Source organism: Pseudidiomarina salinarum, assembly GCF_000753715.1.
Lineage (GTDB): Bacteria > Pseudomonadota > Gammaproteobacteria > Enterobacterales > Alteromonadaceae > Pseudidiomarina > Pseudidiomarina salinarum.
This window is the reverse complement of record NZ_JPER01000001.1, coordinates 645,673-669,262: the sequence shown is the minus strand read 5'-3', so window position 1 is coordinate 669,262 and position 23,590 is coordinate 645,673. Positions and strand designations below refer to the sequence as shown.

Genomic DNA, 23,590 nt, shown 5'->3' with positions numbered 1-23,590 from the left:
TTCACAACTCATACAGGTTGATGGTTAATTCGCAGCGCATAACGTTACTCTGATGGCCCGCGAATTGCAATTTAAGCCCGTGGATGGTGAGTCGCATGCAACTGCTGCAGGCGCTCTCTGGCCACGTGAGTGTATATTTGTGTTGTCGATAAATCGCTGTGCCCCAGCAACATCTGCAGCACCCGTAAATCAGCGCCATGGTTTAACAGATGGGTCGCAAACGCATGCCGCAGGGTATGAGGCGACAAGTGCGAACGGATATCCGCCTGGCCGGCGTAGAACTTGATGCGGTGCCAGAATGCCTGACGGGTTAACGGCCCACCCCGCCGGGTTACGAATACCCAGTCGCCGGGCTGTTGGTGGATCGCGCGCCGGGCTTCGCGCAGATAGCGCTGCAGCCAGTCCATGGCTTCTTCGCCAAGCGGCACCAGCCGTTCTTTGTTGCCCTTGCCCACTACCCTGACCAGTTCTTGCTGCAGTGAAACCTGACTCATGGTCAGGTGTACCAGCTCGGTAACGCGCAGCCCGGTCGCATAAAGAACCTCAAGCATAGCGCGATCCCGCAGATGGATAGGATCTTCTGTATCGGGCGCTTCCAGTAACGCATTCACTTCGGACTCCGATAATGAATGGGGGATGGCCTGCGGTTGTTTTGGCCTTAGTAACCGGGCCGTCGGATCGCTTGCACAAAGATTTTCAGTGCGCGCGTATTGATAGAACTTCTTCAGTGCGCTGAGCGCCCGTGCCGTGCTGCGGGGCGACAGACCTTGCTGGCGGCGCCATAACAGGTAATCTTCCAGGTCGCCGGCAGTAACAGCTAGCAGATCACTGCTTTTCTGCCGGGTCAGGTAATCCTGGAAGCTACGCAAGTCATTCTGGTAGGCGGCGCTGGTATTTTTGCTAACGCCCTGCTTCAGCCACAGGCGATCAAGAAAACCGCTTATAATTTCATCAATTTCAGCACTAACAACTGTCGCCATGGCATTCTCTGCTGGGTAAGCGTACGGATATCATCATATCGGGGTTTACAGATCGACTCAATCTGCTATTATGCGCCCTCTTCAGTCGGAGGGGTTCCCGAGCGGTCAAAGGGATCAGACTGTAAATCTGACGGCTCAGCCTTCGCAGGTTCGAATCCTGCCCCCTCCACCATTTTTTCAGGCTTCTGCTGCCTGAATCTCCAGAATAATCTTTCCCTGCGTAGCGTTTTTTCGCATTAGCTCAAACCCGCTTTCAATTTCGTCGATACTCATCACTTTATCTATAGTCGCGGTGAGCCGCCCGCTGGCGAAATGTGGCCACAGATGTTGTCTTAGCTGAGCCATAATCTCTGATTTCGCCGCTACCGACTGGCTGCGCAGGGTACTGCCCTGAATGCGCTGCCGCTTCATCAGCATCCGGCCAAGGTCAAGCTGCGCTTCGCGCCCGCCCATCAGCCCGATGAGTATAAGCCGGCCGTCGTCCCGCAAAACTTGCTGGTCCCAGCCAATATACTCGCCGCCAACCGGATCAAGAATAACGTCAGCACCGCCCCAGTCGCGCACAGCATCCACAAAACTACCCTGATGCCGGTTCCATCCCGCTGCAGCGCCCAGTTGCTTACAGAGTTCCAGTTTGCTGTCCGAGCCAGCAGTAACAAAGACCGGATTGCCGGTTATTGCTGCCAGCTGCAGCGCCGCCTGGCCGACACTGCTGGCGCCGGCGTGCAGTAACAGGCGTTCCGCGGTCGCCAGCTTGGCCAGCATATAGAGATTAAACCAGGCTGTGGCAAACACCTCACAGATACCCGCGGCATCGCTTAATGTCATGCCGTCTGGAAGCGGATTCACCTGGCCTTCAGGCACCAGCACATGGCTGGCATAGCCGCCACCACTAAGCAAAGCGCAAACTTCATCATCAACCTTAATACGGCTGACGGCACTGCCGGTGGCTGTCACCCGGCCGCTGACTTCCAGCCCCAGTACCTCTGAAGCGCCCGGCGGTGGCGGATAATGGCCGCCCAGCTGCACCAGGTCGGCACGGTTCATTCCGGCAAAGGCAACCTCAATGATCACATCATGAGCGCCCGGGCTGTCGAGCTCAATGGTTTGGCGCTGGGGCTTGCCATTAACTGCAAAAATTCCATACATAAAGTGACTCCGGAGCAAAGCTGAATGAGGCGGTTTTTAACCAGTCAGGCGACCCTGCTGGTAGTCGCGGATTGCCTGCTCTATTTCCGCCTGGGTGTTCATTACAAAAGGACCATACTGAGCGATAGGTTCACCGATTGGTTCACCGGCAAGTAAAATCATTCCCGCAGGTACTGCTGCCGCGCTAATTGTCAGGTTGCTGTCGGCGTCGAGCCGGACCAGTTCACCGCGCTCAACCGACTCGCCGTTAATCCGTACGCTGCCCTGATAAACATAGGCCAGACGGCTGGCCTGTCCGGCGCTAAATACCGGGATGGCGGTGTTATCGCTGAAGCGCAGGTCAGCCATCAGAAAACGCTGCCCCTGCTGCTGGACCGGGCCACGGTTACCTTCAAGTTCGCCGGCAATCAGACGGATTTCAGAATCACCATAGACGATTTTTGGCACACTGTGCTCCGGGTGATCAGCCCATTCAGCCGGCGACATTTTTTCTGCCGCTGGTAAATTAATCCACAGCTGGAAGCCCCACATCAGGCCGTCTTCCTGCTTCGGCATTTCGCCATGAATAATACCGCGGGCGGCTTTCATCCATTGCGCTCCACCGGCGCCGACCACCCCACTGTTACCTTCTGAATCTTCATGGGCCATTTGTCCGGCCAGCATATAAGTCAGGGTTACAAACCCACGATGGGGGTGCGGTGGAAATCCGGCAATATAGTCGTTGGGATTATCCGAGCGAAATTCATCGAGCATAAGAAAGGGATCCTGATGACGCAGCGACGGTTGATTAATAATTCGCGTCAGCTTAACGCCAGCGCCATCCTGCGCCGGAATACCCCGGTGGCGGCTACGCACTATACCATTCATAACACCTCTCCACGCTGATGCGGTTCATCGAAGTTGATAGCCGGCCCCACTGGCACAATGCCCGTTGGGTTGATCATGGTATGGCTGCCATAATAATGAGTCTTGATATGGTCCATCACCACAGTTTCAGCTACGCCCTTAACCTGATAGAGCGCCTTTAAATAGTCCCACAGATTCGGATAATCGCTAATACGTCGCTGGTTGGTTTTAAAATGGCTGTAATAGACCGCATCAAAACGCACCAGCGTAGTAAATAAGCGCCAGTCTGCTTCAGTTACCTCATCGCCAACCAGAAAACGTTTTTTAGCCAGGATCCCTTCAATATCATCCAGCGAGTTGAACAGCGCTTTATAGGCCTCTTCATAGGCATCCTGAGTAGTCGCAAAACCACACTTATACACACCGTTATTAATGGTGTGATACACCTGTTCATTGATTGAATCAATTTCGCGCTGTTTGGCCTGGGGGTAAAAATCCAGGGTATTGCCGGTCAGGTGATCGAATTCACTGTTGAACATCCTGATGATATCGGCTGATTCATTACTGACTATGGTCTGCTGTTCTTTATCCCATAACACCGGCACAGTGACCCTGCCGCTGTAATTATCATCAGCACGTAAATACAGCTGATACAGAAAATCCGAGTGATACAGTGGATCATGCAGCGGTGCGGCACCAAATTCCCAGCCATTTTCAAGCATCAGTGGCTGCACCACAGATACCGGGATCAGGCTTTCAAGCCCCTTCAGCTTACGAAAAATAAGGGTGCGGTGCGCCCAGGGGCACGCGTAAGAAACATAGAGGTGATAGCGGCCATCGACGGCGGGAAACTTACTGCCCGGATCCTTTCGGATCCAGTTGCGAAACTGTGACTCGCTGCGTTTGAAGCGGCCGTCGTTGCTATCCGTATCGTACCACTTGTCATGCCATTTTCCGTCTACCAGTAAACCCATAACCTGACTCCCCGTTTGCTGTGTCCATGGTAACCAGTTGATTTAGAAATTAAGTATAGACGGTGTCGGTTCGAATTATTATCGCGTTTAAACGGTATAATCGTTCTATTTAATCGAAGTATGGGAATAGCTGGTTAAGTTGCCGACTTCGGCAACCACACGCGCACTGACCTGGTCGGCATCTTGCTGCAACTGATGATGAAGGGCGGTGAAAGCCTCAATCAGAGGGCCGGCTGGTTGACTGAGTTGCTCTTTTACGGCCGCCGCCAGTCGCTCTGGCGTAACCTGCTGCTGCACCAGTTCAGGAACCAGTTCGCGTCCCGCCAGCAAATTAGGCAGACTGAAAAAAGCCGCCTTAAACAACCGCTGAATGAGCTTGTGGGTCAGCCAGTTAAACTTATAAGCAACCACCATCGGCCGTTTAATCAGCATGGCTTCAAGGGTAACAGTACCGGACGTCAGCAACAGCGCATCGGCTGCAGCCATGGCGGTGCGTGACTGGCCTTCCAGCAGCTGAATTGAGAGCTCGGGAGCATATTGCTCCTGCAGTTCGCGAAATTGTGCGGCCCGCTGGGTCGAGATCATTGGCGCTATAAATTGCAGTTGCGGTTTGCCTTCAGCGAGCAACGCTGCCGCCTGCAGAAAAATCGGACCGAGCCGGGCCAGTTCGCCGGCGCGACTACCGGGAAGTATCGCAACCACCGTACTATTGGCGTCTAAGCTAAGTTCAGCGCGTGCTTCAGATTTTGACCAGTTGGCGGGAATCGCATCAGCAAGAGGGTGACCGACAAAGGTTGCCGGCAAGTTGTGGGCATCATAAAAGGCTTTCTCAAACGGCAGCAAACACAGCACATGATCAACCGCCGCCTTTATTCCCTTAATCCGCCCCTGCCGCCATGCCCATACCGACGGACTGACATAATGCACGGTGGGGATCCCCACCGCTTTAAGCATGCGGGCAATGGGTAAGTTAAAGTCCGGCGCATCAATACCGACAAATACCGCAGGCCGCACGGCTTTGAACTCTTTAACCAGTTTTCGCCGGTGGCTGAGTAAGGTAAACAGGCGCCCGAGCACCTCGGCAATACCCATAACCGCCAGATCATCCATCGGCACTATAGAGGTGAGCCCTTCCGCCTGCATCAGCGGTCCTCCCACGCCGATAAACTCAGCGTCCGGATGGCGACTACGCAATTCCCGGAGCATCCCGGCACCCAGCAAATCGCCGGAGTGCTCCCCTGCTATAACGGCTATAACAGGGGCTGCTGACGAAGGCTCAGTCATAGTTAGTGGGTCTCGCTGAATTTAACGAATGATACCGCGTGAACTGCTTTGCACGAATTCAATCATTGACTGAACTTCTTCCGCATCAAGCTGTTGCATCTGCTCGACCGCCTCGGCGACCGTCAGACCCTGTCGGTAGAGCATTTTAAATGCTCGCTTAATATTGGTGATCTGTTGGTTGGTAAAGCCCCGACGCTTCAGGCCTTCGCTGTTAATGGTACGCGGCACTGCATTGTGGCCCTGCGCCATAATATAAGGCGGAATATCCTGCACCACGACTGAATTTACCGCGGTAAACGCATGGGCGCCAATATGGCAAAACTGGTGAACGCCGGTAAAGCCACCCAGAATGGCCCAGTTACCGACGTGAACATGGCCTGCTAAGGTGGTGTTATTGGCCAGAATGACATTATCACCAACCACACAGTCATGAGCGACATGCACATAGGCCATCAGCAGGTTATTATCACCTATGCGGGTAACCCCCTGATCCTGCACTGTGCCACGGTGAACCGTAACAAACTCACGAAAAATGTTGTTATCACCAACCACTAAGCGGGTTGGTTCGCCGGCATATTTTTTATCCTGACAATCTTCGCCCACCGACGCGAACTGGAATATCCGGTTACCGCGGCCTAAAGTAGTTGGCCCACGCAGTACCACATGGGGCCCGATATCACAGTCGTCACCCACCTCAACGTCCGCGCCAATAATAGAATAAGCGCCAACGCGTACATTGCTGCCGAGTTTTGCGCCCTCATCAATGATCGCTGTAGGATGAATCACTTAGATTTCTCTTCTTGCGCAAATAATGTCGGCGCTGCAGGCCAGTTCACCGTCAACCTCGGCGCGTCCTTTGAATACCCATATACCACGGCGTTCTTTTTCAAAAGTCACATGTAAATCCATGGTATCTCCTGGCAGCACTTGTCGTTTGAAACGGGCGTTGTCGACCCCCGCAAACAAGTATAGATCACGTGCGCCGGGCGTGCTGCTGGTGATTTTAAATCCCAACAAACCAGCGGCCTGGGCCATGGCTTCAAGGATCAATACACCGGGGAAAATCGGGTTGCCAGGGAAATGGCCGGTAAAAATCGGCTCGTTAACAGTGACATTTTTTATCGCATGAATAGCGCTTTTGTTATCGCAGGCGACAACTTTATCCACCAGCAGGAAGGGATAGCGATGAGGCAATAAACTCATCACTTCTTTAATATCGAATGCACCATCAGTTACTGACAAAATAGGAATCTCCGGTGTTAATTATTATGGTCGGGCTTTTTTCTCAAGGGCTTTTACCCGCTGGAACAAATCATCCAGCTGGCGGAACCTGGCCCCGTTACGACGCCATTCCCGATGTGGCGCTGCCGGAATGCCCGAGGCATAAATACCTGGCTCACTGATTTCTTTGATGACCATTGAGAAGCCGCTAATCTGCACATCGTCGCAGATCTCTATATGGCCATTGATTGCTGTGGCGCCACCGATCAGACAACGTTTACCAATCCGGCAACTACCCGCCAGTACGGTACAACCCGCGATAGCCGTATCTTCATCAATAAATACGTTATGAGCAATCTGACACTGGTTATCAATGATACAGCCGTTACTGATAATGGTGTCGTCCAGTGCGCCCCGATCTATCGTGGTGCTGGCACCGATATCAACCCGGTCACCAATAACCACCCGGCCTAACTGTGGAATTTTAATCCATTTGCCGCGCTCGTTGGCCCAGCCAAATCCGTCGGCACCGATAACGGTACCGCTGTGGATAAGGCACTCACTGCCTATTACACAGTTATGATAAATCACCACATGCTGCCACAAACGACTACCGGCGCCGATAATAACCCCGGGGCCAATGTAACAGCCGGCACCAATAACCACGTTATCAGCCAGCTGAACATTCTCAGCAATAATGGTATTCGGCCCAATGTGGACATTTTGTCCGAGCTTCGCGCTATCGGCAATCTGTGCTGTCGCATCGATACCCTGCGCCGGGCTCGGCGTGGTATCCAGCAACTGAGCTACGCGGGCAAAACCGGCATAGGGATTTGCCGTAACTAAAGCCGCCAGATGATCAGGAACACTGACGTCAGGCGCGACGATCACCGCACTCGCACTCGTCTTTTCCAACTGCACGCGATACTTCTCGTTCGCCAGAAAAGCTATTTGCCCCGGCTGTGCCGAGGCAAGAGTGCCGACGCCGGCAATGGTCATAGCGCCATTACCACGAACTTCGGCACCAATGGCATCAGCCAGCTGCTGCAAGGTCTTAGCTTGCATCGGCTTAGTTACCACCAGTCATTTTAGCCAGCACTTCGTCGGTCAGATCGGCTGATTCTACCGCGTGAGCCACAGCGGAGCTTTGAATGACCAGATCAAAATCGTTGTCACCGGCGACAGTTTGAGTAGCGCGGGCAATATCCATCATCAGCTTATCGCGTTCTTCGCTGGTGCGACGGTTGGTATCTTCACGCAAAGCACGAATTTTCAGCTGACGCGTTGACTCCAGCATTTCATATTCGCGTTCCAGTTCAACCCGCTCGCTTGGCGACATAATTGACGCATCGCGTTGCTGCTTTTCACGCAGTTCGCTCATACGCTTTTCAATGCCCTGAATCTCTTCAATACGATCTTTAAATTCAGATTGTAATTTGGTTTCGATGTCACGAGCTTGTGGCAGATTCTGAAATACTGCCTGGAAGTTCACGATACCAACTTTTTGCTGGGCTTCAGCAGACTGTGCAAAAACAGCAGTAGATAGCAGCGCTGCAATAACAGTTGTTTTTATTAATTTATTCACAAAAAACTCCTTTGAAATGATTGTATCTGTTTAGAAAGTGGTACCAAAATTAAAGGTAAATACCTGCGTCTTATCACCTTCAACCGACTTAATCGGGCGACCGAAGGCAAACGTCAACGGCCCCATCGGTGATAACCACTGTACTGCAACACCTGCTGAAGCACGGTAGTTTTCCGGTGAGCTGTAATCGCGCAGCGCTTCTGAACCGGCTACTAACGTTAAATCTTTATAAGCCTCATAGTCAAATTCAGTATCCCAGACGCTTCCGACATCAACGTATACGCTGGTACGCACCACATTCTTACTTTCTTCTTTAATAAACGGCGTTGGGAAAATCAGTTCAAAACCGCCAACAAACATGGCGTTACCGCCAATCGAGAAGCGGCTGACAGCCAGAGTATCGGCGCCCGGACCAGCCGGAAACTCGCCTGGTATGCCACTAAAGCCCGGCGGGCCGTTGACCGTGTCGGGGTAGCGGAACACCGCACGTGGACCAATGGTATTGGCTTCAAAACCACGCAGGTTGTCGTTGCCACCGATCTTAAAGTTTTCATAAAACGGGAACAGATATTCGTTACCGCGATCATCTTCGCCATAACCGTTACCGTAACCCGCGCGGAAGCGCGTCAGGAAGGTATAGCTATGATCGTCGGTGATCGGCAGAAAGTGCTGGAAGCTATAGCTGGTTCTGAAGTAATTCACATCACTGTTAGGTAATGCTACATCAAAACTAACCCGGTTCAGTGTTCCTGCCGTCGGAAAGGTTCCGCGGTTCAGAGTGACACGCTGCCAGCCCGTGGACACTTCAAATATATCGAAGGCGACACCTGAGTTGGGGTCCTGTTCGTCCAGATACGGTTGATAGAACTTGCGAATCTGTTCATAACCTTCAACGTTCGTTACTTCTTCATTCCGGTAAGTAAGACCTAAATTCAGGCTACTGACTTCGTTGATCGGGAAGCTAACGGTTCCGCCAATACCATACTGTTTCTTATTGTAACGAATCAGGTTTTCCTGGCGACCGGCGTCAAACTCACTCAGATAGAGCTGGCCCGAGAGACTCACGCCATCTTTGGTGAAATAGCGGTCCATATACGACAGGCTGAGGTTTTTATTAAATCTGTTGGTATTGATATTGATCGCGGCCTGATTACCAGTACCCAGGAAATTCTCCTGCTGTACTCCGGCGCCAATTTGTAGCCCGGAATAATCGCCATAACCAAACATAAAGTTGAATGAACCGGACGGCTGTTCTTTAACCACGAATTCAACGTCAACAAGGTCGTCCCGGCCTGAAACGCGCTCGGTTGACGACTCAACGGTTTCAAAAAAGCCAAGGCGCTCAAGGCGTATCTTACCCTGTTCAATGGCTTCATCGTTCAGCGGCGCACCTTCGAGCTGACGCATTTCACGGCGCAGCACTTCGTCCTGGGTGGTGTTGTTACCCCGGAAGCTAATCCGGTTAACATAAACACGGTTACCCGGGTTCACCGAAAACATCAGATCAACCTCGTTGGTTTCTGCGTTGATCTCAGGAATCGCGCGGACTTCCGGATAGGCGTACCCGTAGCGGCCATATAATTTGGCTACCAGTTCTTCCAGATAAGTAACCTGAGCGGCACTATACTGCGTACCCGGCTCAATTTTCACCAGTCGCTTCACCGTTTCATCACGGCCACGAAGATCGCCCATGACCTTGGTTTCACGAACGGTGAATATTTCGCCTTCTTCGACATTAATAGTGACATACACACCGGTACGATCAGGCGTCATAGTGACCTGCACTGACTCAATTGAGAACGTCAGGTAGCCGCGATCCTTGTAAAAGCTTTCAAGGGTCTCCAGATCGCCGCTTAACTGCTGCTTCTGGTAACGCCGTTCACCTATCAGATTCCACCACGGCAGTTTATCTTTAAGTTCAAGGTTGTTAAGAATTTCTTCGTCGCTGAAGGCTTTATTACCGACAATATTAATCTGCTGGATTTCCGCCGACTCGCCTTCGTCAAACTCAATACTTAAACGCACCCGGTTACGGGGCTGATTGATAATCGTCACTTCAACGCTGGCGTTATATTTACCGATACTATGGTAGAAGTCTTCCAGGCCGGTTTCGATAGACGAAATGGTTGTCAGATCGAGCGGCTCGCCTTCAATAATACCTTGTTCAGTCAGGGATTCGGTGAGTTGCTCGTCTTTGATTTCTTTATTACCGTCAAACTCTATCGCACTGATAGTAGGACGTTCGGTAACTTCGAAAACTAAGGTACTGCCGTCGCGTTTGACGACCACATTATTGAAATGCGTAGACGAGTAAAGCGATCTGATGCTCTGCCGGACGGTAGCTTCGTCTACGGTATCACCGACCCGCACAGGAATGTACGTCAGCGCCGCGCCAAGAGCGACCCGTTGTAATCCTTTGATCCGGATATCCTCGACCACGAAATTTTCGACACTATGCGCGGGAAGCGCAGCCCCTGCGATCAGGGCACTTAAGAACAGCTTTTTCAACGTCATTCTGTGCAACTTAATTGTTTATTGTATATGTTGATCTCACTGAGCTAACCGCAATACATCATTGCTGATTGCAATTGCCATTAACGCAAATATCAGTAGTCCGCCAATCCGGTAGCTAAGTTCTTGTACGCGTTCAGAAACTGCTTTCTTACGCGCACCTTCAATAGCCAGAAACACCAAATGGCCGCCATCCAGAATTGGCAATGGTACCAGATTTATGATTCCCAGATTAACACTGATTAGCGCGAGAAACCCTAAAAAGTAAACTAACCCATAACTGGCTGAAGCGCCTGCGCCTTCAGCTATTGCGACCGGTCCGCTCAGGTTACTTAACGAGACTGTACCCGTAACCAGCTTACCGATCATTTGCACACTTAAAACCATTAAATCCCAAGTGCGTTCGGCGCCTTTTATTAAGCCGCCTACTATACCGTACTGCTGCACAAACCGATACTCATCAGGATAGGCAGTCTGTTGTGGCTCAACACCAAGAAAACCTATAGTTCCCTGTGCTGTTGAGCGCTCACCGATAGCAGCGGTTAACTCAATCTGAGTTTGCCCGCGTTCAACCGTGAAGCTCAGGCGCTCACCCGGGGCCGCCATGATTTGCTCTCTGATTTGAGACCATTCTTCTACGGGAGTTCCATCCACAGCAATTATTTTATCGCCAGGAGCGAAATCAGCCGCGGCCGCCGGTGAATTTTCTGCAATATAATTTATCGTCGTGGTCGCTTCCGGGCGCCATGGCAGCATCCCCAACTCAACGAAGGTCGGCTGCTGCTGATCGCCAATCCGCCAGCCATCGATATCCAACACATAGCTTTGTTCCCGGTCACGCGCATCGAGAACCCTGATTGTGGCCTCTTCGTTCCCCAGAGCGGCGGCAAAAGCTAAGTTAACCTGTTGCCAGTCTTCCGTTTCGTTACCGTTAACTGAAAGGATTTCCGCCGGAGTCTGAATATCAGCCTGGGCGGCAACCGAATCCGGTTGGATGGAGCCGATAACCGGCTTAACCGAAGGCACACCAATGACGAACATAACCCATAGCAGTACCACCGCGATAACAAAATTCGCCGCGGGCCCGGCAGCAATGATCGCCGCCCGGCGGCGCACTGATTGCGAATTAAAGCTTAAGTGGCGCTCGCTCTCAGGAACCTCGTCAACGCGTTCATCCAGCATCCGCACGTAACCGCCCAACGGAATAATGCCAACCTGGTAAACAGTGCCATCGGCCGCTGTGCGCTGCCAGATGGCTTTACCAAAGCCAACAGAAAAAACCAGTACTTTTACACCACACCGACGCGCCACCCAGAAGTGACCGAATTCGTGAAATGTAACAAGGATACCCAGCGTGACCGCGAAGGCCCCTATCGCCCAAAGAATCTCTAACATAGTGAGTAATGCTCTACCTGTTCCTGGCTATATGCCCTGACTTGCTCATCTAAAGACAAGACCTCGGCGACGGAGTTCAGTTGCTGCGGTGATATCTTTGCCAGCAGATCCGCTACGATACGACTGATATCCGTAAATCGGATACGCCCATCAAGAAAGGCCGCTACCGCCACTTCGTTCGCGGCATTCAGCGTAGTGGTGGCCCACTGCCCTTCCCAACAGGCATCAATAGCTAACTGTAAACAAGGATACCGGGCTGGATCTGCCTCAGCGAACGTCAGTTCGCCGAGTGACATAAAGTCGAGCGCATCAACGCCACTGCGAATACGTGCCGGATAACTCATGCCGTAAGCGATCGGCGTACGCATATCCGGTTGCCCGAGCTGCGCGATAACCGACCCGTCGGTATAGCTAACCATCGAGTGGATGACACTTTGCGGGTGCAGGACAACCTGTAGTTGCTCACGCTGGCAGTTAAACAACCAACGGGCTTCGATATACTCCAGCCCTTTATTAAGCATGGTCGCGGAATCCACCGAAATTTTCCGACCCATTGACCAGTTCGGGTGCGCACAGGCCGCAGCAGGCGTCTGTTCGGCCAGTTGGTCAAGCGGCAAATTGCGAAAGGGTCCGCCTGAGCCAGTCAGCATGATCTGACGAATTCCAGCCGCAGCCAGATCACTTCGTCCAAGCTGTTGCTGTACATCCGCCGGCAGGCACTGGAAGATCGCATTGTGCTCGCTGTCGATCGGCAGCAACTCAGCATTGTGCTTTACCACCGCGTCCATAAACAACTGCCCGGTCATCACCAGCGCTTCTTTGTTCGCCAACAGCACCCGTTTACCGGCCCTGACCGCGGCCATGGTCGGTAATAGCCCGGCGGCGCCAACAATTGCCGCCATCACGAAATCAACCTCAGGAGCACTGGCAACATCCGCCATGGCTTCGGTGCCAGCCAGAACTTCGGTGGGTAAGCCGGTTAAACGTGCGCGCAATTCAGTCGCCGCGCTGGCATCGGTCATCACCGCGAATTGCGGTTTAAAGGTTTGACAGATTTCCACCATATCCGCCACATTCTGCTGAGCGGTTACCGCATAAACCGAAAACAGCTCAGGGTTCTCTTTGACCACCGCCAGGGTGTTCTGACCGATCGAGCCCGTCGCGCCTAACACAGTAACTTGCTTGCTCATTAGGCCAGTAACCAGAGGTATGACAAAGTAAAGATGGGGAGCGCTGCGGTCAGGCTATCAATGCGATCAAGGATGCCGCCATGTCCCGGCAGTATTGAACCACTGTCTTTTACCCCGGCACAACGCTTAAACATGCTCTCGTTAAGATCACCAAATACCGACGCAATAACTGTTATCAGGCCGGCGAGGTAATAACCACCAAACTGCTCGACGGGGATCTTGGCCCAGTGGGCTACCACCATCATCACCACAAAAGCTAACGCGATACCACCACAGAGACCCTCAAGGGTTTTACCCGGGCTAACCGCAGGCATCAACTTATTGCGGCCGTATTTCACCCCCGCAAAATAAGCGCCAACATCCGCTGCCCATACCAACAGCAGCACGAACAACACAGCAAAACCGCCAAACAGCGGCTCGTCCGCGTAATCAATTGAGCGGATAGTCAGGAGTGCTACCCAGGCGGGCACAAAAATCAGATAGCCGAAAATACCTACTATTGATCGGGTCCGCGACCAGGCGCGACGACTGGCTGGATACTTGATTACCAGTACGGTCGCAACCAGCCACCAGATGCAGCCGATAATCGTAATATAATAAAATAACGGGTTCAGCGTACCCTGCTGCCAGACATCAGCGACCGGCACCAGCCACAGTAACAGGCTCAACAGGACGGCAACCGAAGCGGTATAGAGAATCCGGCTTACCTGGCGCTTCAGCCCCATCAGGGGGGACCATTCCCAGGCTGCAGCTGTCATCAGCGCCGTAATAGCAACCGCAAACCAATGTAACGGCAACCCAAATACACAATACAGTGCAAGGGGTACCAGGATTAATGCTGTTAATAATCGTTGTTTTAGCAAACTTATTCCCCGACTGTTACATCAGTATCCAGAATGGCGCGCTGCAACTGCTCGCTCGTTAATCCAAAGCGGCGCTCCCGGCAACTGAAATCTGCTATGGCCGCTGCAAATTCATTATCGTCAAAATCAGGCCATAGTACCTTACTAAAATATAATTCGGCATAAGCCAGCTGCCATAATAAAAAGTTACTGATGCGATGCTCGCCACCGGTGCGAATCAGTAAGTCAGGCTCAGGCTGATCAGCGAGTTGCAGCTCACTGGCGATCCGGGCCGGAGTTATCTGGTCTACGGTAATGCTTCCCTGTACCGCTTGTTCGGCAAGCTTGCGGACGGCCTGCGCCATATCCCAGCGACCACCATAATTGGCCGCGATATTTAGTTGCAAAGCTGTATTATCAGCGGTGAGTGCTTCCGCTTCTTCGATCCGGCGCTGAATGCGCGGCGAAAATGCCGAGAGATCGCCAATAATATTTAGTTTTACATTATGTTTGTGCAGCTTTTTAACTTCGCGTTTCAGTACCGTAAAAAATAACGACATCAGCACCGAAACTTCCTGTTCCGGACGGTTCCAGTTTTCGCTGCTGAAGGCAAACAGCGTCAGCGACTCAATACCCTTTTTGCGGGCGAAAGCAACCACCCGCCGCACCGCTTCCGCACCAGCTTTATGTCCAAAAGTCCGGTGCTGACCGCGCAACTGCGCCCACCGGCCATTGCCATCCATAATAATGGCAACGTGCCGGGGCATACGAATTTGATCAACATCCATTGTATTCATTTTCCGGGCCATACAAGAAAAAACGCCGTGCAAGTATAACTGACACGGCGCTGTCTACCAATGCAGGAAATAAGCAATCGCTTAAACTTCCATCAAGTCTTTTTCTTTTTCTTCCAGTAACTGATCAACCTTCGCGATATAGGCATCGGTCAGCTTCTGAATCTCTTCTGCCGCGCGGTGCTCATCATCTTCAGAGATTTCTTTCTCTTTCTGCAGTTCTTTTAAGTCGCTGTTGGCATCGCGGCGGATGTTGCGAATAGCCACACGTCCCTGCTCGGCTTCAGCACGGACAACCTTCACCAGGTCGCGACGACGTTCTTCCGTTAATACCGGTAGTGGAACCCGGATAACATTACCCGCCGAGTTTGGGTTCAGCCCCAGATCCGAAGTCATAATGGCTTTTTCAACAGCGCCCGATGCCGACTTATCAAATACGGTCAAAGCCAGCGTGCGGGAATCTTCCACCGTCACGTTAGCCAGTTGCTTCAATGGCGTGGCGGTTCCGTAATAAGGGACCACGATGCCGTCCAGCAGACTGGGGTGTGCACGTCCGGTGCGGATTTTTGATATCTGTGAACGCAGAGCTTCCAGGCTTTTCTCCATGCGTTCTTTCGCGTCTTGTTTAATCTCGTTTATCACGTTGCTTTCCCTTAATCTGTTATCGCTTTTTTACTAACTGGCTCAGTACCTATAAGTGTACCTATTTTTTCACCCATAATCACCGCTCGCAGCGCACCCGGAGTATTCATATTAAACACCCGGATAGGTAAGTTATGGTCCCGCGCTAAGGTAAAGGCTGCAAGATCCATGACTTTTAACTGCCGTTCCAGTACATCATTATAACTGATTTGTTTAAATAATTCGGCCTTGGGATCTTTGTTCGGATCGGCGGAGTACACGCCATCCACCTTGGTACCTTTCAGCACTAGTTCAGCGTCAATCTCAATGCCACGCAGACAGGCGGCGGAATCGGTCGTGAAGAACGGGTTGCCAGTACCGGCACAAAAAATAACCACCCGGCCCGATTTAAGCAGGCTAATTGCGTCGGCCCAATTGTAGCTGTCACAGACACCGTTGAGTTCAATGGCCGACATCAGCCGTGCGTTCACAAAAGCCCGATGCAGGGCATCCCGCATCGCCAGACCATTCATAACCGTCGCCAGCATGCCCATGTGATCGCCAACCACGCGATTCATGCCCGCTTTGGCAAGGCCTTCGCCGCGGAATAAATTGCCACCGCCGATCACCAGGCCAACCTGAACACCGAGCTCGACCAGTTCTTTAATTTCCTGCGCCATACGATCCAGTACTTTTGCATCAATGCCAAAGGGTTCGTCGCCCATCAGGGCTTCGCCGCTTAGCTTCAGCAAAATACGGCGGTAGGCTGGTTTAGGTGTTGCTGTCATCGATTTGCTCCATGTGCTGATTAGCTGATTAGTATACGCGAAAAAAAACCGCATCCTGCCAGGCAGGTTGCGGTTTTTGTTATTTGCTTCTGGTCGTCGGTTGCGACACTGGCATTACGCCTTTTTCGCAGCAGCCATTTGTGCCTGAACTTCAGCAGCGAAATCTTCTGATTTACGCTCGATACCTTCACCCACTTCGTAACGTACGAAAGTGACTACATCGGCACCTTTTTGCTTCAACAGTTCCCCAACAGTCATTGCTGGGTCTTTCACAAATGCCTGGCCAGTCAGGCTGATTTCACCGGTAAACTTACGCATCCGGCCTTCAACCATTTTCTCAGCGATATCCTGCGGCTTGCCGCTCTGGATTGCGATATCCAGTTGAATGCGACGCTCATTTTCTACAACTTCAGCGTCAACATCTTCCGGTTTCACGAATTGTGGTGCACTTGCCGCCACATGCATCGCGATATCTTTAGCCAGCTCAGCATCACCACCGGTAATAGCGACTAATACGCCGATCCGGCCGCCGTGAACGTAGCTCTCAACCAAATCACCAGCGGTAATAGTGGTCACGCGACGAACGTTCATGTTCTCACCGATTTTAGCAACCAGGGTTGAACGAGCTTCTTCTACGGTAGAGCCACCTTCGACTTCGGTTTCTTTCAGTTTTTCAACGTCAGTTTCTTTGTTTGCAAAAGCAACGTTGATAACTTTTTCACCAAAGTTCAGGAAGTTTTCATCCCGGGCAACAAAATCGGTTTCGCAGTTCAGTTCAACTAAAGTACCGACATTACCTTCGGTTTTAGTCAAAATGACGCCTTCGGCAGCAACGCGGCCAGCTTTCTTAGCTGCTTTCGCCTGACCGCTTTTACGCATCAGTTCGATTGCCGCTTCGATATCACCACCGGTTTCTTCCAGAGCTTTTTTACAATCCATCATGCCAGCGCCAGTGCGCTCGCGTAATTCTTTAACCATAGCTGCGGTAATAGCCATGTATCTTGTCCTCTAATCAGATGACTTTATTCAGTTTCTTCTGCTTCAACGAAATCGTCAGCAGCTTTCCCTTCAACAACTCCGCCACGCGCTTCGTTAATCGCGCTGGCTGCTGCATTCAGATACAGTTGCACTGCACGGATTGCATCGTCGTTGCCAGGAATTACATAATCAACGCCATCAGGGTTTGAATTGGTGTCAACCACGGAAATTACTGGGATACCCAGATTGTTCGCTTCTTTAATAGCGATATGTTCGTGGTCAGCATCGATAACAAAAAGTACGTCCGGCAGACCGGCCATATCTTTGATACCGCCAAGGCTCTTTTCCAGCTTTTCCATTTCGCGGGTGTTAACCAACGCTTCTTTTTTGGTCAGCTTTTCAAAAGTACCATCCTGGCTCATCGTTTCCAGTTCTTTCAGACGCTTGATTGACTGACGAACGGTTTTCCAGTTAGTCAGCATGCCGCCTAACCAGCGATGATTCACATAAAACTGTCGGCAATCGTTAGCTGATTGCTGAATCGCGTCGGCTGCTGCGCGCTTAGTACCAACAAACAGAATTTTGCCGCGATTTGAAGCAACGTGCTGCAGGAAATTCAACGAGTCGTTGAACATAGGCACAGTTTTTTCAAGGTTGATGATGTGAATTTTATTACGAGCACCGAAAATATAAGGCTTCATTTTCGGGTTCCAAAAACGGGTTTGGTGGCCGAAATGCACACCAGCTTTGAGCATGTCACGCATTGACACGTTTGCCATGATAATTTTCCTTTATAAGGGGTTATGCCTCCATACATCCCATAGTTCGACCCCGGCAGACCCGGAGCACCCCGACCTATGTGTCGATGTATGTGTGTGTTTAATTAACTTCTGCAATCGAAATTGCGGGCGCTTTATACCATGAAAAGCGGGTTTGTCGCAAGTTTTAATGCCAGGTTTTGTGCTTTGCCGGCGGCCTGCGAACTGCTAAACTAGCGCCTTACTCGCGCCCTTGTAGCGCCCTTACTCATTAGATTACGCGATTAACTATGGCTATTACGATAAAAACTCCGGAAGAAATCGAAAAAATGCGCGCCGCCGGACGGCTGGCCGCATCTGTACTGGAAATGATCGGACCCCACGTCAAAGCCGGTATCACCACTGCTGAACTGGATAAGATTTGTCACGATTATATCGTCGCCCACGATGCCTATCCGGCGCCGTTAAACTATCATGGCTTTCCAAAGTCGGTATGCACCTCGCTTAATCACGTGGTATGCCACGGCATCCCCAATGAGAAGCCGCTCAAAGACGGCGACATTATGAATCTGGACGTGACGGTCAAACTAGACGGCTATCACGGCGATACCTCAAAAATGTTTGTAGTCGGTCAGCCCAGCATCCTCGCTGAGCGTTTGATTCGCGTAACCCAGGAGTCGTTGTACCAGGCTATCCGTATGGTGCGCCCGGGTATTCGCACCGGCGACTTCGCGGCAGTCATTCAGAAATATGCTGAGGAACACGGCTATTCCATCGTCCGTGAATATTGCGGCCATGGGATTGGTGCGGTGTTTCATGAAGAACCGCAAATCCTGCACTACGGCACCGCTGGTACCGGTGATCTGCTGGAAGCCGGTATGTGCTTTACCATTGAACCTATGGTCAATGCCGGTAAGCGCCAGACCAAGCTGATGCGCGATGGCTGGACGGTATTAACTAAGGATCGCAGTCTGAGTGCCCAATGGGAACATACCTTGCTGGTCACCGAGGATGGTGTAGAGGTGCTTACCCTGCGCAGCGATGAAGATTTCCCGCGTACTATCAGCCATCGGGACGATTAAGCATGTCCGGCACCGCGGCGGGCATAAGCTGGCCTGAGCCTCTGACGCTTAGCGCCGGCCGTGAATGTGCTGAGCGCTACCAGGACTGGTCCGCTAATGCCTTTGTCACCGCTGATATCGAATCCCTGCTAACCGATCGCAGCACCTTCGTTGACCAATTATTACAACAGCTCTGGCAACAATTTGAACTTGCCAGCTCCGATCTGGCATTGCTGGCCATCGGCGGCTATGGTCGTGGCACCCTGCACCCCGGCTCTGATATTGATCTGCTGTTTTTACACCAGGCACCGCTTAACGCCGAAACCAGCGAGGCCATTACCCAATTTATTCAGTTGCTCTGGGATTTGCGCTTTGACGTTGGCCACAGTGTCCGCACCATTTCTGAGTGCATGGAAGAAGCCGAGGCTGAGGTCAGCGTCGCCACCAGTTTGCTGGAACACCGCTTGCTGTGTGGAAATGCAGATTTAGCCCAGCAACTACGGCAACAGGTGCATCACCAGCTACCCTGGAGCAGTCGCGCGTTTTATCAGGCCAAATTAGCCGAGCAACAAGAGCGCCACCAGCACTATCACGGCACCTCCTACAATCTTGAACCCAATGTAAAAAGTAGCCCCGGAGGCTTGCGCGACATTCAGACTATCGGCTGGATCGCCAAACGGCATTTCCGTACGCAAAATGATCGTAGCCTGGTGCAATACGGCTACATCACGGCATCTGAGCTGCTCGAGTTACGGGAATACCAGGAATTCTTATGGCGGATTCGTTTTGCGCTGCATCTGGAAGCCGGCAAAAAAGAAGACCGCCTGCTGTTTGATTATCAGCCCGGCGTAGCGGCGCGCATGGGTTATGGCGAACCCGGCAAGCGTGCCGTCGAAGCCATGATGAAAGACTATTTTAATGCCGTGGTGGGCGTCAGCGAACTGAACGCCATGCTGCTGCAGTTTTTTGAGCAGGCCATTCTCGGGCGTGAAGATCGCACCAGTTGTGAAAATCTGAACCAGAATTTTCAGCTGATCGGTCGTACCATAGCGGCGCGGTACGAAGGCGTGTTCGAACAACCCCATCAGATCCTTGAGTTCTTTTTAGTTATTGCCCAGCACCCGGACATTACGCATATTCAGGCGCACACCATTCGCCTGCTGCGAAACGCCCGACGCCAAATGGAACAGCCGCTAAGCGATCATCCCGTATGCCGCGAGCTCTTTATGCAAATTCTGCGGCATCCGAACGGCTGCGGTAGCGCTTTCACTTTTATGCATAAGCATAAGATCCTGGCGCATTACCTGCCCCAGTGGCAGCAGATTGTCGGGCAGATGCAGTTTGATTTGTTTCACGCCTACACCGTTGATGAACACACTTTCCGGCTGGTCCGTAACCTTTATCGCTATCAGGATCCTGAGTTTAATCAAGACTTCCCGCTATGCGCCGAACTGGTCAGCAAAATGGCAAAGCCTGAGCTGTTATACCTGGCGGGCATCTTTCATGACATCGCTAAAGGCCGGGGCGGCGATCACTCGGAACTCGGCGAGCAGGACGCCCGTAATTTCGGCTTTCTACACGGCCTGGATGAAGCCGATACCGATTTAATCGCGTGGCTGGTGCGTCAGCACCTGCTGATGTCCGTTACCGCCCAGAAACGAGATATTCATGACCCTGAAGTCGTGCGCGAATTCGCTGCGGTGGTGAATACCCAGCAGCGACTTGATTACCTGTACTGCCTGACGGTCGCTGATATCCGGGCAACCAACAGCAGCCTGTGGAATAACTGGAAAGCCACCCTGCTCGAAAATCTTTATCAGATCACCAGCCAGTTCCTGCAGCAGAGCAAGCCTTCCCCTGCCCGCGAAATGCGCCAGCGTATTCATGAGCACCAATCCCATGCCATGGGCCTGTTACTGAGTGCCGGCTATCAGGCGCGCGAAGTTCAGGAACTATGGGGCCGTTTTACTGCTGATTATTTTCTCCGCCACCAGCCGGAACAAATCGCCTGGCACTCCCAGCACATTCTCGGCGTGCGGGACGATGAACAGCTACCACTGATTCTGTTGGGCGATGAGAATAACCAGGGCACCACCGAGCTCTTTATCTATCATCTGGAGCACGAATACCTGTTTGCCGCAGTCGCGGCGGTACTGGACAGCCAGGGGCTCAGCATCCACGATGCGCAGATTCTGGCCACCCGCGACGGCTATGTTATGGATACCTTCGTGGTGCTGCTGGATAACGGTGAACCCCTGACCAATGCACGCCATATCGAATCACTGAAGCAACAGTTGCATGACGTGTTACGCCAGCGTGAGCGGGTTCCGGGCGGCCAGCGCCGCTTGCCCCGCCGGCTGCGTAACTTCAGCGTACCAACCCGGGTAGAATTTGTCGCCGAGCGCCATCATCGCCGCAGCGCCTTTGAACTGACCGCATTAGACCGCCCCGGCCTGGTCGCGCGGGTGGCTAAGGTGCTGCAGGAGTTGGATCTCAATATTTTAACCGCTAAGATCACCACGGTAGGTGAACAGGCAGAAGATTTGTTCATCGTTGCCACCCGGCGTAATGAAGCTCTTGATGAGCAGCAGCGCCAGCAGGTGAAAAGCCGGATTATCGAAGCACTGGACAGTACACAGGAAACCACATGAGCAATTTACAGCAACGCATCGAACAAGCATTTGAACAACGCGCGGACATCTCACCCAAAAATGTTTCCGCTCAGCTCCATGAGGATCTGGACGAAGTCATTCAGAAGATTGACCGCGGCGAATTTCGGGTCGCTGAGAAAATTGACGGCAACTGGATTGTTCATCAGTGGCTCAAAAAAGCTGTGCTGCTGTCATTCCGCACTCAGGACAACCACCTGATGAACGGCGGCGAAACCCGCTTCTTTGATAAAGTCGACAGCAAATTCATCGGCTACGATGACTCCCGTTTTCGTGCCGAGGGTATTCGGGTTGTGCCCCCCGCGATGGTCCGCAAAGGGTCTTTTATCGGCCGCAACGTAGTACTGATGCCTTCTTACGTAAATATTGGTGCCTACGTTGACGAAGGCACTATGGTTGATACCTGGGCCACGGTCGGCTCCTGTGCCCAGATCGGCAAGAACGTCCATTTGTCCGGTGGCGTTGGCATCGGCGGTGTACTCGAGCCGCTGCAGGCCAACCCGACCATTATCGAAGATAACTGCTTTATCGGCGCGCGCTCTGAAGTTGTCGAAGGCGTTATCGTTGGTGAAGGCGCAGTGCTTTCAATGGGCGTTTACATCAGTCAGAGCACCCGTATTTATGACCGCGAAACCGGCCAGATCCACTTTGGCCGCGTTCCCGCCGGCGCTGTGGTTGTACCCGGCACCCTGCCGTCAAAAGACGGCTCCCATGGGCTCTACGCTGCCATTATTGTAAAAAAGGTGGATGCGCAGACCCGCGCTAAGGTCAGTATCAACGAGCTCCTGCGTTCAGCAGAATAACGGCGGAGAATAAGGGCAGAGAATAACGGCTAATCAGCGGCGGTTTCGAACGGCCGCAGCAGTTCTTCAGGAATCGGCAGTTCAATCTGAACTGCCGTTTTTGTATGCGGATGCGTAAAAGCCAGGCCGGTTGCCGCCAACAATAAACGACGCAAATCAAAATGCTGCTGAAAGAAACGATTATGCCGGCCATCACCGTGGTTGGTATCACCGATAATGGGATGCCTCAGATGCGACATATGCCGGCGTAACTGATGTTTGCGCCCGGTATGAGGATGTAGCCGCATTAATGAGTAGCGTGAGGTTGCGTGTTTTTTGCTCACCGCAAATGGCAGTTCAATTTGCTGTAAACACACATAATCGGTCACTGCCGGCTGTGCCAGCTTATCCGGGTCGGCCTGCTTATCTGCGATCCGGTCTAGTTCTTCTTTAAGCGGATAGTCCAGCGTTCCTGAATCCAGATAGCCCCGTACCACGGCGTGGTAAGTTTTCCGGACTTCCCGCGCAGTAAACTGCCCGGTCATCAGACGTGCGGTGTCAGGGTCTTTTGCGAATAACAGGATGCCGGAGGTTGGCCGATCCAGGCGATGCACCGGATACACATGCTGACCAATCTGATCCCGCACCTGCTGCAAGGCGAATTCCGTTTCCTGCTTAGCAATCCAGCTACGATGCACCAACAAGCCTGAAGGCTTATCGATTGCGACCAGATAGTCATCCTGCAATAGTATTGGCAGCTCAGACATCGTCGGCTAAAGGATCCGTACCACTTAATAAAGCATCAAACTCGCGGAGAATACGAATCAGGCTTTCATGGTGTTCTAATTCGTCGTGAAACACATGGGTCGCCATCGGGCTGACGGCAATATTCTGTGGCAGCGGGTGTTCGCCATCAATGATTTCCCACATCCGTGGCAACATGATAAATTGCAGCCACTGATGAAAGTCCAGGGTATCCATGGCAAATGGTTCAGTACTGGCCAGTGCCTGTGCAGAAGGAAGCTGATTCTGCCACAATCCCAGACAGTTAAGTTCAGCCTCAATGCGCTCTAACAGCCTCGCGGCGCGCTGTCTTTGGTCCATTACTATCTCCAAGACGGGGAACTCGATATAATGGCCAACATCTTTCAGCAAAATGATG

At 52.1% G+C, this 23,590-nt stretch carries 23 protein-coding genes and 1 tRNA gene; 4 read left to right on the top strand and 20 right to left on the bottom strand.

Annotated features, from left to right (window positions below):
• Positions 1–71: 71 nt before the first annotated feature.
• Positions 72–980, bottom strand: a complete 909-nt coding sequence (gene xerD / locus IDSA_RS03220) for a site-specific tyrosine recombinase XerD (RefSeq protein WP_034774127.1) — start codon at positions 978–980, stop codon at positions 72–74.
• An 87-nt stretch (positions 981–1,067) separates the two neighbouring features.
• Here xerD and IDSA_RS03215 point away from each other — a divergent pair.
• A tRNA-Tyr gene (locus IDSA_RS03215) sits at positions 1,068–1,152 on the top strand.
• Positions 1,153–1,157: 5 nt separating this feature from the next.
• Here the strand turns inward: IDSA_RS03215 and IDSA_RS03210 are convergent.
• The 17 genes from IDSA_RS03210 to rpsB form a co-directional block, all read right to left on the bottom strand.
• Positions 1,158–2,129, bottom strand: a complete 972-nt coding sequence (locus IDSA_RS03210) for an NAD(P)H-quinone oxidoreductase (protein WP_034774126.1) — start codon at positions 2,127–2,129, stop codon at positions 1,158–1,160.
• Between the two features lie 36 nt (positions 2,130–2,165).
• Entirely contained in the window at positions 2,166–2,996 is an 831-nt protein-coding gene (locus tag IDSA_RS03205) for a pirin family protein (protein WP_034774125.1), read from the bottom strand.
• A complete protein-coding gene (locus tag IDSA_RS03200) occupies positions 2,993–3,949 on the bottom strand; it encodes a glutathione S-transferase family protein (RefSeq protein WP_034774124.1) in 957 nt (318 codons plus the stop codon). The genes IDSA_RS03205 and IDSA_RS03200 overlap by 4 nt, the downstream gene beginning before the upstream one ends.
• Positions 3,950–4,054: 105 nt before the next feature.
• Positions 4,055–5,233, bottom strand: a complete 1,179-nt coding sequence (gene lpxB, locus IDSA_RS03195; protein ID WP_034774123.1) for a lipid-A-disaccharide synthase — start codon at positions 5,231–5,233, stop codon at positions 4,055–4,057.
• Between the two features lie 21 nt (positions 5,234–5,254).
• A complete protein-coding gene (lpxA, locus tag IDSA_RS03190; protein WP_034774122.1) occupies positions 5,255–6,019 on the bottom strand; it encodes an acyl-ACP--UDP-N-acetylglucosamine O-acyltransferase in 765 nt (254 codons plus the stop codon).
• Positions 6,020–6,475 (bottom strand): 3-hydroxyacyl-ACP dehydratase FabZ, encoded by a 456-nt coding sequence (gene fabZ, locus IDSA_RS03185; RefSeq protein WP_034774121.1) that lies wholly within the window; start codon positions 6,473–6,475, stop codon positions 6,020–6,022.
• 24 nt (positions 6,476–6,499) lie between these two features.
• Positions 6,500–7,519 carry a UDP-3-O-(3-hydroxymyristoyl)glucosamine N-acyltransferase gene (lpxD, locus tag IDSA_RS03180; protein WP_034774120.1) on the bottom strand — a complete coding sequence of 340 codons (1,020 nt, stop codon included), beginning with the start codon at positions 7,517–7,519 and terminating at the stop codon, positions 6,500–6,502.
• 4 nt (positions 7,520–7,523) lie between these two features.
• Positions 7,524–8,039, bottom strand: coding sequence for an OmpH/Skp family outer membrane protein (locus IDSA_RS03175; protein WP_034774119.1), 516 nt, complete (start codon positions 8,037–8,039; stop codon positions 7,524–7,526).
• Between the two features lie 30 nt (positions 8,040–8,069).
• Complete coding sequence (bamA, locus tag IDSA_RS03170; RefSeq protein ID WP_034774117.1) at positions 8,070–10,553, bottom strand: outer membrane protein assembly factor BamA; 2,484 nt, start codon at positions 10,551–10,553, stop codon at positions 8,070–8,072.
• Positions 10,554–10,589: 36 nt separating this feature from the next.
• Positions 10,590–11,945: a sigma E protease regulator RseP gene (rseP, locus tag IDSA_RS03165; protein ID WP_034774115.1), complete on the bottom strand. Its 1,356-nt coding sequence runs from the start codon at positions 11,943–11,945 to the stop codon at positions 10,590–10,592.
• The gene (gene ispC / locus IDSA_RS03160; protein ID WP_034774114.1) at positions 11,939–13,135 is read right to left on the bottom strand and encodes a 1-deoxy-D-xylulose-5-phosphate reductoisomerase; all 1,197 of its coding nucleotides are present in this window, start codon (positions 13,133–13,135) and stop codon (positions 11,939–11,941) included. Before ispC ends, rseP begins: the two co-directional genes overlap by 7 nt.
• Complete coding sequence (locus tag IDSA_RS03155) at positions 13,135–13,998, bottom strand: phosphatidate cytidylyltransferase (RefSeq protein WP_034774112.1); 864 nt, start codon at positions 13,996–13,998, stop codon at positions 13,135–13,137. Before IDSA_RS03155 ends, ispC begins: the two co-directional genes overlap by 1 nt.
• A 2-nt stretch (positions 13,999–14,000) precedes the next feature.
• Positions 14,001–14,774, bottom strand: a complete 774-nt coding sequence (gene uppS, locus IDSA_RS03150) for a polyprenyl diphosphate synthase (RefSeq protein ID WP_034774984.1) — start codon at positions 14,772–14,774, stop codon at positions 14,001–14,003.
• Between the two features lie 81 nt (positions 14,775–14,855).
• A complete protein-coding gene (gene frr, locus IDSA_RS03145; protein ID WP_415752592.1) occupies positions 14,856–15,377 on the bottom strand; it encodes a ribosome recycling factor in 522 nt (173 codons plus the stop codon).
• Positions 15,378–15,424: 47 nt separating this feature from the next.
• Positions 15,425–16,180, bottom strand: a complete 756-nt coding sequence (pyrH, locus tag IDSA_RS03140; protein ID WP_034774109.1) for a UMP kinase — start codon at positions 16,178–16,180, stop codon at positions 15,425–15,427.
• A gap of 114 nt (positions 16,181–16,294) precedes the next feature.
• Complete coding sequence (gene tsf / locus IDSA_RS03135) at positions 16,295–17,176, bottom strand: translation elongation factor Ts (RefSeq protein WP_034774108.1); 882 nt, start codon at positions 17,174–17,176, stop codon at positions 16,295–16,297.
• A 26-nt stretch (positions 17,177–17,202) separates the two neighbouring features.
• Positions 17,203–17,937, bottom strand: a complete 735-nt coding sequence (gene rpsB, locus IDSA_RS03130) for a 30S ribosomal protein S2 (RefSeq protein WP_034774107.1) — start codon at positions 17,935–17,937, stop codon at positions 17,203–17,205.
• A 269-nt stretch (positions 17,938–18,206) separates the two neighbouring features.
• Between rpsB and map the strand changes: the two genes are divergently transcribed.
• Genes map through dapD form a run of 3 tightly spaced genes read left to right on the top strand, consistent with a single transcriptional unit; the run spans position 18,207 to position 22,449 of the window.
• Positions 18,207–18,998: a type I methionyl aminopeptidase gene (map, locus tag IDSA_RS03125; RefSeq protein ID WP_034774106.1), complete on the top strand. Its 792-nt coding sequence runs from the start codon at positions 18,207–18,209 to the stop codon at positions 18,996–18,998.
• Positions 18,999–19,000: 2 nt separating this feature from the next.
• The gene (gene glnD / locus IDSA_RS03120; RefSeq protein ID WP_034774105.1) at positions 19,001–21,628 is read left to right on the top strand and encodes a [protein-PII] uridylyltransferase; all 2,628 of its coding nucleotides are present in this window, start codon (positions 19,001–19,003) and stop codon (positions 21,626–21,628) included.
• A complete protein-coding gene (gene dapD / locus IDSA_RS03115; RefSeq protein WP_034774104.1) occupies positions 21,625–22,449 on the top strand; it encodes a 2,3,4,5-tetrahydropyridine-2,6-dicarboxylate N-succinyltransferase in 825 nt (274 codons plus the stop codon). The genes glnD and dapD overlap by 4 nt, the downstream gene beginning before the upstream one ends.
• A 29-nt stretch (positions 22,450–22,478) precedes the next feature.
• On the opposite strand, the gene truC is transcribed toward dapD, so the two are convergent.
• Both truC and IDSA_RS03105 read right to left on the bottom strand, forming a co-directional pair.
• On the bottom strand, positions 22,479–23,195 hold the full coding sequence (truC, locus tag IDSA_RS03110) for a tRNA pseudouridine(65) synthase TruC (RefSeq protein WP_034774102.1): 717 nt from the start codon (positions 23,193–23,195) through the stop codon (positions 22,479–22,481).
• Positions 23,188–23,532, bottom strand: a complete 345-nt coding sequence (locus tag IDSA_RS03105) for a YqcC family protein (protein WP_034774101.1) — start codon at positions 23,530–23,532, stop codon at positions 23,188–23,190. Before IDSA_RS03105 ends, truC begins: the two co-directional genes overlap by 8 nt.
• Positions 23,533–23,590 lie beyond the last annotated feature (58 nt).

Bases quoted from the DNA above. Each gene is read 5' to 3' on its own strand.
- map (WP_034774106.1), top strand. From the start codon at position 18,207: ATGGCTATTACGATAAAAACTCCGGAAGAAATCGAAAAAATGCGCGCC.
- glnD (WP_034774105.1), top strand. From the start codon at position 19,001: ATGTCCGGCACCGCGGCGGGCATAAGCTGGCCTGAGCCTCTGACGCTT.
- rseP (WP_034774115.1), bottom strand. From the start codon at position 11,945: ATGTTAGAGATTCTTTGGGCGATAGGGGCCTTCGCGGTCACGCTGGGT.
- IDSA_RS03200 (WP_034774124.1), bottom strand. From the start codon at position 3,949: ATGGGTTTACTGGTAGACGGAAAATGGCATGACAAGTGGTACGATACG.
- frr (WP_415752592.1), bottom strand. From the start codon at position 15,377: ATGGAGAAAAGCCTGGAAGCTCTGCGTTCACAGATATCAAAAATCCGC.
- truC (WP_034774102.1), bottom strand. From the start codon at position 23,195: ATGTCTGAGCTGCCAATACTATTGCAGGATGACTATCTGGTCGCAATC.
- tsf (WP_034774108.1), bottom strand. From the start codon at position 17,176: ATGGCTATTACCGCAGCTATGGTTAAAGAATTACGCGAGCGCACTGGC.
- IDSA_RS03210 (WP_034774126.1), bottom strand. From the start codon at position 2,129: ATGTATGGAATTTTTGCAGTTAATGGCAAGCCCCAGCGCCAAACCATT.
- bamA (WP_034774117.1), bottom strand. From the start codon at position 10,553: ATGACGTTGAAAAAGCTGTTCTTAAGTGCCCTGATCGCAGGGGCTGCG.
- xerD (WP_034774127.1), bottom strand. From the start codon at position 980: ATGGCGACAGTTGTTAGTGCTGAAATTGATGAAATTATAAGCGGTTTT.
- lpxD (WP_034774120.1), bottom strand. From the start codon at position 7,519: ATGCAAGCTAAGACCTTGCAGCAGCTGGCTGATGCCATTGGTGCCGAA.
- IDSA_RS03205 (WP_034774125.1), bottom strand. From the start codon at position 2,996: ATGAATGGTATAGTGCGTAGCCGCCACCGGGGTATTCCGGCGCAGGAT.
- lpxB (WP_034774123.1), bottom strand. From the start codon at position 5,233: ATGACTGAGCCTTCGTCAGCAGCCCCTGTTATAGCCGTTATAGCAGGG.
- ispC (WP_034774114.1), bottom strand. From the start codon at position 13,135: ATGAGCAAGCAAGTTACTGTGTTAGGCGCGACGGGCTCGATCGGTCAG.
- IDSA_RS03105 (WP_034774101.1), bottom strand. From the start codon at position 23,532: ATGGACCAAAGACAGCGCGCCGCGAGGCTGTTAGAGCGCATTGAGGCT.
- rpsB (WP_034774107.1), bottom strand. From the start codon at position 17,937: ATGGCAAACGTGTCAATGCGTGACATGCTCAAAGCTGGTGTGCATTTC.
- pyrH (WP_034774109.1), bottom strand. From the start codon at position 16,180: ATGACAGCAACACCTAAACCAGCCTACCGCCGTATTTTGCTGAAGCTA.
- dapD (WP_034774104.1), top strand. From the start codon at position 21,625: ATGAGCAATTTACAGCAACGCATCGAACAAGCATTTGAACAACGCGCG.
- uppS (WP_034774984.1), bottom strand. From the start codon at position 14,774: ATGAATACAATGGATGTTGATCAAATTCGTATGCCCCGGCACGTTGCC.